The organism is Nocardia sp. NPDC046473, from assembly GCF_040645995.1.
Classification (GTDB): Bacteria; Actinomycetota; Actinomycetes; order Mycobacteriales; family Mycobacteriaceae; genus Nocardia.
The window spans coordinates 62,227-74,059 of record NZ_JBEYZJ010000015.1; the positions used below are offsets into that span (position 1 = coordinate 62,227).

Sequence of the window (11,833 nt, forward strand, 5' to 3'; positions counted from 1 at the left end):
CCCCGCGACTGCTGACGTCGAGAATTACCGCATGCGGGCGTTACCGCCACACCATTCGATTCGAGCCCGATGGCCTTGACAGTCATCGGCCTACGACAGCTGGTTCGAGCAGATATATTTCTTCGATTTCGGTGTCGCTCAGGTCTTTTCGATGGCGGTCGAAGATCACCCGACCGGCTCGCAGGCCGACGATCCGCTCGAAGCAGCTCAACGCGATGTCCACGTCGTGCAGGCTCGTGATCAACGTGACGCCGGCCTCGTTCGAGAGCGTGAGAAGCAAGTCGATGATCTGCCGACCGCGAACAGGATCGAGGCTGGCGATCGGTTCGTCGGCCAAGATCGCGACGGGCTGTTGCACAAGCACGCGCGCTATCGCGACCCGTTGCTTCTCACCGCCGGACAGCGTGCCCGTCCGCTCGTTGATCTTGTCGCCGATGCCCACCCGATCCAGTGCCGCGCGCACCGACCGCACATCGTGCGCCTGCATCAACGACAGCACGGCCTTCCAGAACGGCCAGCGGCTCAGCCTGCCGGCGTTCACGTTGTGCACCGTGCGGAGCTGGTCCACGAGGTCGAACTGCTGGTGGATAGTTCCGATCCGGCCCTGCGCCGCTCGTGTCCGACGAGCGCCGGCCGTCGCATAGTCGCAACCCAGTGCTCGCACGCGACCTTCTGTCGCGACGACAGTAGCGTTGAGCAGACCGATCAACGTCGTTTTGCCCGCACCGCTGGGCCCGATGATCGCGATGCGCTCCCCCGGCGCCACCGTGAGGTCGATTCCTTCGAGAGCCACCGTTGATCCGTAACGAACCGCCACATCCTGGAGTTCGAACACCGGCGCGGTCATAGCGATCAATTCAGCAGACCCAGATCGCGTGCCACGGCTTCGATCTGAGCGTAGTTGGCGGCCTCGGTCGGGATGAATTTCTGAGCCGCGAACGCCTGCAGGATCTCGTGCTCGTGCTCGTCACTGCCGTCGATCGCCAATAGTGCAGCGGTCACCTTGCCCGTGAAGCCGTCGCCGAATCGCTTGTCGAGATCAGGCCGGGCAACCCAGCAATAGTCGTGGTAGGACGGCGTGCGGAACACTTCGCGAACTTTCGATCTGTCGATCGCTCCGGAAGCCAGCCTGTCGTCCCACACCGCGGCGTTCAGCGCGCCCACTTCATAGGTTCCCTCCTGGACGAGCTTCCAGGTCGCATCGTGCGAACCGGAGAACCCGGGCTCGCCGGCGAAGTCACCGACGCCGACACCGGCTTCCTGCAAGAAGAACTGCGGCATAAGCCGACCCGAGGTAGACGTGTCCGAACCGAACGTATACCGATGCCCTGCAAGCGTTTTCAGTCCCGCGACGCCATCGACAGGCTTGATGTTGCTCCCGACGTTGGCCACGAAGACGCTGCGAAACTCGGCGTCGATATCGCGTTGTACGATCGGCGCCGCACCCGGCAACTGGTGCATCGCCTGCACCGCGGTCAGCCCGCCGAAGAAGACAAGATCCAGGTCCCCGCGGACAAAGGCGCTTACCGATGCCGTGTAGTCCGTGACGGGCACGTATTCGACCTTGACACCCAGTTTGCTGCTGAGCCAATCGGATAGCACACCGTAGGTGCGTTGCAGCTTTTGCGGATCCTGATCGGGAATCGCACCGATCCGCAGCTCGGCGTTTCCGCCCTCGTGGTGCGGATTGCCTGGCGATCCACCGCAGGCGACCGCCAGCAATGCACTGAGAGCGAGAATGACGGCGCGACCAAGATGTCTCATCGGAGATCCAACTTCCTCGGTGAGGATGCCCGCATCAGTCGGCGTAAAGCTTTGCCGCACCAGCGTGCAACCCCGGTTGCTCAGTTCTGTGTCATAGCAGTCGTTGTCGACACCGGGCCCGGCGCTCCGCATACGAGACAGAACCGGAACATCTCGTCGACGAAGGAACGGCAGCCGGTACACCGCCACGTCCGAAAATCACCACGACCACGATCCCGGTTGTCGACTCGGTGCAGATCATCGGTGTAGTGCGTGAAGTAGCGGCCGATGTGCGCGTCGCGGACGACGTCCAGGTCGCGAAGGGAGTCAACGAGTTCATCGACCACACTCGCCACCCTTTCTCCTGTGACGTCCGGGTCTTCGCCTCGCTCTTCCCCGTCGCGCATGATGTCGACGACCTGTTGAACTGTCCGCGAGAAACGCGGATCGAGCAGGTTGTACACATAGGGATCCGACGGCGAGTAGTCACCTCTCGGGAGGATGTCCGTGATACCGAAGAAGAATTTCAGCATCAGCGCGCGTTCGAACGAGCGCGCCGAGCGGAAGCTGCGGTAGAGCATCTCGTTTTCGCGAAACAGCGCTGTGCTGATCGTGCGACGGTAGTGTTCGTACGTTTCGAAACTGGCCTGGCCGGCGTCGTCGGTGTCCAGCGCTCGGATGGTTGCTTGTACGGCCATATACGCAGTGCCAGAACCGAAGTTGAGTCCTGGAGAGAACAGCGGGTTGACGAAGAAAGCTGAGTCCCCGATCGCGAGCCAACCGTCCCCCGCGGCGGACTCGAGGTCATGCACCATGTTCTGGAAGCTGAGGAAGGGACGGCTCTTTCCGTAAGGATTCTCGACCCGTTGATAGTGGCGGAGTACGTGATCGACGCCGGGGTAGCGGTTGACCCAGTAGTCGAATCGATCCTGTGGGTTGAGGTGTTTGCTGTGGTCGCGGTCGTTACGGACCACCACCCCGATGCTGACGATCTCCTCGGTCTCGCCGCCGAATCGCTCGGCGAACTCGGCACGGGTCGGGACGCTGTCGCCATCCTCGGCAGGCAGTTCATCGAGCATCGCGCCGACCATGTCGTTCAGCGCGTCGTCCGGCATCGTGTCCCAGCTGCACACGGTGATGAACCACCACCAGCCTTCTGGGAAGCAAAGGTGCCGGGTCGCGGCGATGTCCCAGTGGTCGAGATCTGGGTGTGACACCCGTTTGAAATAGCCGAAGTATGTGTTCGCGTCGATGGTGTCCCGAGGCTTACGGCCCTGGCCCAGAGACCGCGGGATCACCGAGGCGATCCCGCTGGCGTCACACACAATCGAGGTCGTCATGGTGTGGTCGCCGTCGGCCGTACGACAGACGAGCGTGCTTCGTGGCACCTCGATGGCACTTCGAGTGACGTCCACTCGCCAGCCGGTGCGGACATCGATACCCATCCGCGTCGCGCACTGCAACAGGGCCGTCTCCAGGACGCGGCGCTCGACCTGGAACGTCTCCTCGATTTCGATGACATCGATGTGCGTGGATGGCTTTTGCTGATCCGGACCAACCCACCAGAACGCGAGTCCGAGCTTGTTCGCGAAGAGTCGGCGCAGCATCGTTTGCGATAGGCCGAGCGAGCGCAGGCTGCGGACAGTCGTCGACAAGGCGCTCTCGCCGACCTTGTATCCGGGACGCAGCCGCCGGTCGATCACCACGATGCGTGTCTCCGGGCGCGCACGCTTGAGCCAAATCGCATACGCCAGACCAATCGGTCCCCCGCCGACCACCACGACGTCGACGTCCTCGATCGCATTGCCCTGGCGTGCGTCGACGGCGCGCTCCCCTCCGACAAGCTGACCGCGCACTCTGCTGCACACTTGCCTGAACTCGCGTGCCAACTGCCGAATCAAGACCCGCCGCAACTGGATAGGCAACGCACCCGAAGACTCTCTCATTGATCTGCGCGTCGAATCACCTAGTCGCGCAACCGTACTCGGGAACAATGCGCGGACAGTCAGTTCTGCCGCAAAGCCGGAATCCGTGTTGGCTGCCACGACCCAATCTCCTGGCAGATATCGGCCGACTTCACGCTCTCGGTACATCGCAACCAACTCCCCATCGAGCACGAGCCAGGCCGCCGCTTCGTGGTTGTCGCTGTCGGCCAGGGCCCGACCGCCCCCGACGGTCTGCACCTGGAAAGCACCGATCAAAGCCGCGAGCTCCGGGGCGAGGGTCGGGTCGAATTCATCGGAGCCGACGAGAAGTGACCGGGCTCTTTCAGCGTCAGCAGGCCCGATCGGACTACCGTCGACGGATTTACGCAAGCCTCCGTCTTCTCTTCGATCACTGCTGTCAGTCGGCGGGCGCGTTCCGGAGAGCCCCGTGAACAGAGCAATCTGCTGATATTTGAGCTCTCTGAGCTCCGTTCCGAGGTAGTCGAGCAGTGCTTTCGCCAGTGGTGGATCGGTCTCGGTCAATGCCTTCAACATGTTGTGCGACAAGCGGATAGCTCCGCACGGGGTCGCGGTAAGGGCAGTGGCCTCGGACGGGCCGGGGTCTACTACGTCAGCAGCGCCGACGCACTCTCCGGGCCCGACCGTTTGCCTGCGTTGTGCGCGGCCACCTGTCTGCACGACCACGTCGACGGTCCCGCTCAGCAGCAGGTAGAGATCACTACCTGGGTGCTTTTGGAGGGTCAGAGCCCGGCCGGCGTCGAACTGTTCCCAACGCCCTGCGGCCAGTAGGCGTTCCGTCTCGGTCTGTGTCAATCCGGCGACGAGGCGGGGAAACACCGCGGCAAACCGCACGACATGGGATTCCTGCATTCCGTCACCCGTACCGTCCATCATCAGTGGGCCTCGTCGAATGCCCGCAGCGCGCTGCTGAGGAGGCGATCGCCTTGCTGCTGGGTCACTTGACCACTTGCGCTCAAATCGCTGACGGATTTACTGACGCACGCCCGGTATTGATCCACCGATATAGTCGAATCGGCGTAGCTGCACGGGATCTCGGGGAATGTGATGCGCTCTCCGGGCTTCACGTCGTAGAGCTTGTTTCGTGCGCCACCCGGCCAGAGCACGTCTACAACTGCGGTAGCCGCGTGGCCCATACCGAAGGTGCCCTCCAGCTCGTCTTGGGAAGCAAAGCTCGACCCTGCGATCACCGGTCTGATCGCGGTGGTGCCGCCAGCCGGGGTGAACTTGACGACCGCGCCGATACCGCTCCGGTTGACTCGCGCCCCGTCCGTCAACCCGATGCTTCCGACCGTGCGGACCGCGGCCGAGCGGTTTCCATTGCCGCCGTTGTTCATCTCGACAACCAGGTCGCCGTCCTCCGTGTGCTTACCGGTCGGCGTGTAGAGCACGGTGTTGCGCCGTCCGCCGCCGAAAGGCGCGTAGACCTCGAGGAACTTCGCATCATCGAACGGTGAGTTGAAATTGAACTGCTCGACATCGTGATACGGCGTGAGGTCCCCCACGTTCACGGACGAGCCTACGGAGACAACGTCGTCGAAGCCGTTGTGATCCAGGTCGGCGACCGCGACCCCGAGTACCGTCCGATGCCGATGGTCGGCACCCGACCGGGTGAACGCATCATCGGAGGTGAAGGACGGAAAGAAGCCATTGCGCATGGCCTGCGGGCCTTCGTTGTGCAACAGGGTCCCCGGGTTGTCCGCCGTCACAACGGACAAGGCGTCGAGTGAGCCGTGATAGACGATGTCGGTGGAACCGTCGTTGTCGTAGTCGAACGCCGAGACGCCCCAACCGAACGGCGTCGCGTTCAGTCCACCTAGACTCGGATCTGCCGCAGTCGCAACGGGATTGCGGACTGATGACCTGCGCGGATCGACGAACGTGCCGTCCGGCTTCTGCAGCAGCCAGCGGCTGGACCAGTCGCCCAGGTCCTGGGTCACGATCGGCACCGGTGGATTCATCATCACGTAGTCGCCGAAGTTGGTGGAGAAGAAATCGATCGTGCCGTCGAAGTTGAAGTCTCCGAACGCAAGTCCCATCCACGCCCCCGGTTCCGCAAGTCCGACCTCGTATGTCACATCCTGGAAATGTCCGGTGCCGTCATTGCGATAGACGCGGTTGAAACCGCGGTCGATGCCGCCGTACTTGTTCATGAAGAACGCGCCTTGATCGTTGGCGACGACAAGGTCCAGATGACCGTCCTGGTCGAGGTCGACAGCACTGATCGCCCACGAGATGTCCCCCAGTGGGACCGGCGCGACTCCTTGAAGCTTGATCATGTCGAAGCCCGAGCTGGCCGAAGCATCCACAAACGTCGACCCGCCGATGTTGTGCAGCAGCTGGTTCTGCTGTGTCAAGCCGTACGGTGCGCCGACGATAGCCAGCCCATCCGTCATGGGAAACGTGTTGGCGATCGCGATGTCGAGCAGACCGTCGTTGTCGAAGTCCCCCATCGTGCAGCTCGTATGGTTCAGATTGCCCAGGCCGGTGTTGCTCGAGTCCGTAATGTCTTGGAAAGTTCCATTGCCCAGGTTCTTCATCAGATGATTCGGCTGATTGCGTCCGAGCACGTAGAGGTCCATGTTTCCGTCGTTGTCGATGTCTCCGGCACATGCGCCGTTGGCGTCCATGGCCGTGAGTCCGACGCCTGCGGCCGACCCGACGTCGACAAAGGTCGAATGTCCGCCCTGCAGGTCGTTGCGATAGAGGCTTTTGGGCCTGCCGGGGCCATTGGTTACGAAGATGTCGGAGTCGCCGTCGTTGTCGTAGTCGAAAAGAACCACGCCGGGCAGGCCCCGGTCGTGCACTGGCTCGGCAACGAAGTCCGCGTCGTTGGACATGGGGCGTTGGCGGTTCCCCTCGCGTCGGGCGAACTCCGCCGGTGAGGGCGCCCGCCGATAATCACTGAGGCTCGACCCCGGAGTGATATCGGTGAATGTCACCCCCGCGGTCGCAGCGATCGCCGGTCTCGGCACGAAACCGACGAAAATAACAACTGCGACAGCTGTCATCACGCTCGCCCAGCTGTGCCCGACTTTCAAAGTCATTGCGCCTCCATACGCCTGCAGGCTCTATATCGAGAGCCCTTGCCTCATCGCCACCCGGGATGAATACCGGGGAGCAAGAACTACCTATGAGAGCGGGATATTTCGATTCTCTACACCCCATACTTTTCAAATTGAGCCGATCGGACGGTACCGCGCTCCGCACGCTGTAGTCAATTGATGATCCGCACCGGAGAGACTCCCTTCTCGACCGCACTATAAAGCCGTATAATCGCCTCACATCGCTGCCATGCGGGACATGTACCCAGGCCTGCACTGATGTCCGGGAACTCACGTGGAACGCGCAGAATCACCTCGGTGCCGAAGCAAGTTATCTTGATATCGACACAGTGTTGCCAATTATTTACTGAGCATCCGCGTTTACGCAGCACACGTCATCATGACAGCACCGGCGAAGCGGGCTCCTGGACTGATTGAAGTAGCCCTGCATGGTATATTCGCTCTAAGGTTGCTCCCGTGAGATTATCTGAGCATAGCGGAAGTCGGATAGCAGATAATTCAGCCAATATTCGCCTTCTCAGACCTTCGATCAGGGTCGAGCCGTCTACCTCGTCACAGTGCCCTAAAATAACTGGGCAAGCGTTTAATCCTCGAACCGATAAGCCTCCAGAAGTTTCCGGAGTGGCTCAACGGGCTATCTTGTTGGCTGCTTCGACGTCATGGGCGAACCGTAGCCATGCGTTGCTGCACTGACGAGCTAACTGGATCACCGACTCAACGCAGTGCGGTGGCACCGTCCTTGCCTGCTTCATCGGGTTGTCACGCACAACATATGCATTCAGGAATCGCAAGAGCTCTCGCCCACTCTCGGAGTGACGCAAGGACGGGTCCTTTGCGAGCCGCTGCAGAATAGATAGATCGATCTCCTCTGGCATGGCTTCTCTGGACACATGCTTACGTGCCGGGGAGGCATTGGAGACCTCGTCGGTTGGCGAGGGCGTTCGATCATCGGCCTCATCCCGTCGCCGTTGCGACGGGATCGGGCTCTCGCCGTTGCGGATCCTCTTACGGACGTCATGTGCAGTGCCCACCGAGATCCCGGCGCCTACCGCAATCTCACGGAGCGACGCGTTCGGGCGCTGTTGAAGTATCTCCGCAGCTCGCTTCCGTCCCATCTCAGGGTCCAGCGGCCGAACCTTTCCATCGGCGCCGATACGGCTGCTCAACTGCGAATGTTCCGAGGTTGATCGATGGCTACGGACTGCACCCACGGTTTTGTCGGACAGCCCGACGTAGCCGGCGATCGCTCGGTTGGACAGTTGCGGTGAGGACTCGATGATCCGGCGGGCCGCTGCCACTCGCTCGCCCAGCGAGAGGGGCAGGCCGTGTGCGTTGTTCTCCCTGACAGCCCAGATGAACGCTTCCGACTCATCGCCGTCGAAGAATCGCACCTGGATTGTCTTCGCCCCGACAAGTTTGGCGGCGTATAGCCGGTGCATTCCGTCGATCACTCGCATGGTTCGACGATGCACCAGAATAGGCGGCGTCGCTGTCTCGACCTCCGAAAGGCAACGGCAATAGTCCTCATTGATGCCATTGAAGCGAGGCGAGTCGGCCGGATGTAACGATTCAATCGGCACCAGCAGGGTTTCGATTCTGCTCGGCGAATAACTACGCGGGTCTTCTACTAATTCGGTAGAATTGGTCTCCAAGGAGCCTGAATGCTGCTTCATCTTTCACCTTCCCCCTCACCAGTTCGGGCGATATAACAAGAGCTCCACTAACCTGACTGGCGAATCCGATTCAAGGCAAGATCTTTTATATTGACAAGATCGAATGTAAATATCCGTAGGGTTAGCATGCGCTTACATTTGAGCATCGGTTATAAACTGGCCCGAACATTCGTTATGCTGGCTTGGGTAATTAGAGCGGGATTTGCACCTCTTTACACGCCGGACTCCCCCGACTATCACGTTTCCGATTGAAAGGTCAACCGAATCTTAGCATGCACCTTACGAATTCAATGGCCATCAACCTGAAAACCCTCGACTGAAGCAAGTTTTTTCCAATATGTCAAGAGGGAGCCGCTCGCTAATCATCATAAAAGTGGACGTAGACCGCGCGCAGCGTCCAATGAATACAACTCGGAGCTTTCAATCAACCGCATTGAACAATCAAATTGTGCACGCGGTCTATCCTCTCGACCTATTCGTCCGGACAGAGTTGGATAGTGTGCACCACAAACAGCAGGAGCTCTCTACTCACACTCGGGAGAGGAGGGCGGGTCCGCTGCCGGATCTGCCCTTGACCACGGGTTCTGCGACTCCCTTACAACAGGAGCGCACCGCTGGGCGATCTCAGGCCGATGACCAGTTTCGGCGGTAGCAGTTCGCTATGCAGACCGATATCCCCGGATCCAGCGGAGTCGAGTTCTGCGAACTCGACCCACACCATCACAACGGACTCGGCGGCCCTGCAGGCGCGAGAGTGATCGACTAACTGCATCGGGTTTCTCCCATTCCGAATCTGCGACTCAAGCTCCTGAGGGCTGCTGAGCCCCCAGTTCCGTGGGCACACAGTTACCTGTATCTACGGCTACTGGCTCCGGCTTGGATGGTAGTCGCATTTTAACTCGACCGGGCGGTTTGTGCCGAGACGGTTCATCAATCGTGTTGGTCGTGCCGCGCCATCGACGTGACTTACTTTGCCGCGCTACGTCGCTCGCCAACCGGTTCATCGCGCCCTGCTCGACTGCCGGCAAGGGCCGCATGCCACAAAGAACAACACCACCTCGGGAAATCACGCCCGAACAGCCACTACCGCTTAGCGATGTGAAACACCACGCCGACAGCTGATTTCGGCGAACTATACGATCGACGATGACGGTGTCGCCGAGTTTCCGCCTGACATCAGAATTCGACCTGCGGCCTCTCACACTGGCAAATCTTATTGTCCACCCAATGCTCTACTTCCGCGCTGTCCACGGTCCGCCTGCAATACTGCTTTTATAGAAATCGCTCGATTCGCTGACCAACTGACGACCGGTCCGAGCAATATGCGGCTCGAACAATCGCACCCTGAGAACCTCGCTGGTCTGCAGCGCCCACGCGACGAGACGACAGTTCATGCGGGGAGGCGGTGTTGGTCATGGTTCTCCTGGCGTAGTGACGCTCCGGCGGGCAGTGGCCCCTTCACATTCGGCCGCCGCCGCGGTCAGCGCGGCGACCGCGACCTGGATGTCTTCGGAGGTGCTCATACGTCCCAACGACAGCCTTATCGCTCCCAGTGCCCGTTCCTCCTCGATGCCCATCGCGGTCAGCGCCGGCGAAGGACTGAATGTTCCGGTGTGACAGGCCGATCCGGTGGACGCGGCGATCTGCGGTGCGGCAGCGAGGATTTCGTGGCCACGCCCGCCGTCGATACTGATGTTCAGTATGTTGGGTAGCCGATGCTCCGCACTGCCATTGAGGTGAACTCGACGGGGAAGCGCATCAGAGAGTTGTTGATACAGCTGGTCGCGCAGCCGAGCGAGGCGGGTGGGCGTCCCGTTGGCAAGATCTGCGGCAACCAATTCGGCCGCGACCCCGAATCCGACGGCGAACGCGACATTTTCGGTGCCTGCACGCAGCTGGTGTTCTTGGCCGCCACCGTAGATGACAGGTTCGAGGCCAATGCCTTCGCGCACGTAGAGCGCGCCGATTCCTTTCGGCGCGTACATCTTGTGGCCGACCACGGTGAGCAAATCCACTCCCAGTGCCGCAGTATCCAGGTCGATTTTGCCCGCGGCTTGGGCGGCGTCGCAGTGCAACAGTGCGCTGCGGCGATGGGCCAACTCGGCCAGCTCGGAAATAGGCTGGAGCACACCCGTTTCGTTGTTGGCGGCCATCACCGATACCAGTGCCGGCCGCCCGTCGAGTGCGGCCGCGAGCCTGGCGGGGTCCAGCCGCCCATCGGATTCGACAGGCAGAACAGTGAGGCGCACACCGTGCAGTCGAGATAGCGCACGACAGGTCGCCAGCACCGCCGGGTGCTCGGTGGCCTGAGTGATGAGATGGGCAATGGGACGCCCGGGAGCCAGGACAACGCCGCGCAGCGCCAGCAGGTTGGCTTCCGAACCGGAGCCGGTGAAAACGATCTCCCGTGCTGCGGCGCCGATCAACTTCGCGACCTGAAAGCGCGCAGCGCCGAGCGCGGCTGCTGGTCGACGACCGTACGTGTGGTCGCTCGACGGGTTCCCGAATGCCTCGGTGAGATAAGGCAGCATCGCTTCGAGAACGCGAGAATCGACCGGGGTGGTGGCGTTGTAGTCCAGATAGACCGGATGCGTTGCCAGGGTTTTGGTCATATCAGCTCGGCTACCGCGACAGGAAGTTCAGCGAGCCGCCACTCCAGCATGCCGTCACGGAGCCGGATCGCGCGCCGACCCCGACCATTGAGCAGGCGGACCGCGTCATAGGCCATCACGCAGTACTCGCCGCGGCAGTACACCACTACCTCGGCGTCGCCGGGGAGTTCACCGATACGCTCACCCAACTGGTCGACGGGAATGCAGATTGCCCCGGGAATATGGCCAGCGTGGTACTCGAGTACCGGGCGCACATCGAGAATGACGACGTCACCGCCCGCACCGCGGGTGAGCAGGTCTTCACGCGTCATTTCTTGCCCACCCTCGAGTCCGAGGTAGTTGGCACGCGCCGGGAGGACGGCACGCTGATGGGCTTCGGCGACCTTACGCAGCAACGCGAACAGTTGCGCCACATCCGGGCCGGCAAGCCGGTAGTGGATCCGCACGCCCTCGCGACGGGTCACGACAAAACCAGCCTGTTTGAGAGTCTGCAGATGCGCCGATGCAGTGGTGAGGTTCAACCCCGCCGCGACGGCCAGCGCCTCCACTGTCCGCTCGCCTTGGGCCAGCAGATCTAGCAGTAGGAGCCGTTTGCCGCTCGAGAGTGCCTTGCCGCTGGCGGCGAACGCTTCGTAGAGAGCCGCTTTCGCGGAGGGCTCGTCACCACCCATCATCGCCTCCAAAAACGCCGTGCCATAGCACATCTCGCCCCCGACCCAGTTGATAGCCGGAACCGCATGGCTTACTGTACTCATATTCCATGATTTATTGGAATA

General features: G+C 61.2%; 7 protein-coding genes. All 7 read right to left on the bottom strand.

Going from position 1 to position 11,833, the window contains the following annotated elements; genetic code table 11:
• Positions 1 to 82 precede the first annotated feature (82 nt).
• Positions 83 to 793 carry an ATP-binding cassette domain-containing protein gene (locus ABZ942_RS41715; RefSeq protein WP_357391802.1) on the bottom strand — a complete coding sequence of 237 codons (711 nt, stop codon included), beginning with the start codon at positions 791 to 793 and terminating at the stop codon, positions 83 to 85.
• A gap of 59 nt (positions 794 to 852) precedes the next feature.
• Positions 853 to 1,764, bottom strand: a complete 912-nt coding sequence (locus ABZ942_RS41720; RefSeq protein ID WP_357391803.1) for a putative selenate ABC transporter substrate-binding protein — start codon at positions 1,762 to 1,764, stop codon at positions 853 to 855.
• 80 nt (positions 1,765 to 1,844) lie between these two features.
• Positions 1,845 to 4,583 carry a cyclic nucleotide-binding domain-containing protein gene (locus tag ABZ942_RS41725; RefSeq protein WP_357391804.1) on the bottom strand — a complete coding sequence of 913 codons (2,739 nt, stop codon included), beginning with the start codon at positions 4,581 to 4,583 and terminating at the stop codon, positions 1,845 to 1,847.
• Entirely contained in the window at positions 4,583 to 6,754 is a 2,172-nt protein-coding gene (locus tag ABZ942_RS41730) for a VCBS repeat-containing protein (protein WP_357391805.1), read from the bottom strand. The genes ABZ942_RS41725 and ABZ942_RS41730 overlap by 1 nt, the downstream gene beginning before the upstream one ends.
• 644 nt (positions 6,755 to 7,398) lie before the next feature.
• Positions 7,399 to 8,445, bottom strand: coding sequence for a ParB/RepB/Spo0J family partition protein (locus ABZ942_RS41735; RefSeq protein ID WP_357391806.1), 1,047 nt, complete (start codon positions 8,443 to 8,445; stop codon positions 7,399 to 7,401).
• 1,412 nt (positions 8,446 to 9,857) lie between these two features.
• Positions 9,858 to 11,057, bottom strand: coding sequence for a cysteine desulfurase family protein (locus tag ABZ942_RS41740; protein WP_357391807.1), 1,200 nt, complete (start codon positions 11,055 to 11,057; stop codon positions 9,858 to 9,860).
• Entirely contained in the window at positions 11,054 to 11,728 is a 675-nt protein-coding gene (locus ABZ942_RS41745; protein ID WP_357391808.1) for a metalloregulator ArsR/SmtB family transcription factor, read from the bottom strand. The genes ABZ942_RS41740 and ABZ942_RS41745 overlap by 4 nt, the downstream gene beginning before the upstream one ends.
• Positions 11,729 to 11,833 lie beyond the last annotated feature (105 nt).

What these genes read in the sequence shown, in the direction of transcription:
- ABZ942_RS41720 (WP_357391803.1), bottom strand. Translation starts at nt 1,764, where the DNA reads ATGAGACATCTTGGTCGCGCCGTCATTCTCGCTCTCAGTGCATTGCTG.
- ABZ942_RS41725 (WP_357391804.1), bottom strand. Translation starts at nt 4,583, where the DNA reads ATGATGGACGGTACGGGTGACGGAATGCAGGAATCCCATGTCGTGCGG.
- ABZ942_RS41730 (WP_357391805.1), bottom strand. Translation starts at nt 6,754, where the DNA reads ATGACTTTGAAAGTCGGGCACAGCTGGGCGAGCGTGATGACAGCTGTC.
- ABZ942_RS41735 (WP_357391806.1), bottom strand. Translation starts at nt 8,445, where the DNA reads ATGAAGCAGCATTCAGGCTCCTTGGAGACCAATTCTACCGAATTAGTA.
- ABZ942_RS41740 (WP_357391807.1), bottom strand. Translation starts at nt 11,057, where the DNA reads ATGACCAAAACCCTGGCAACGCATCCGGTCTATCTGGACTACAACGCC.
- ABZ942_RS41745 (WP_357391808.1), bottom strand. Translation starts at nt 11,728, where the DNA reads ATGGGTGGTGACGAGCCCTCCGCGAAAGCGGCTCTCTACGAAGCGTTC.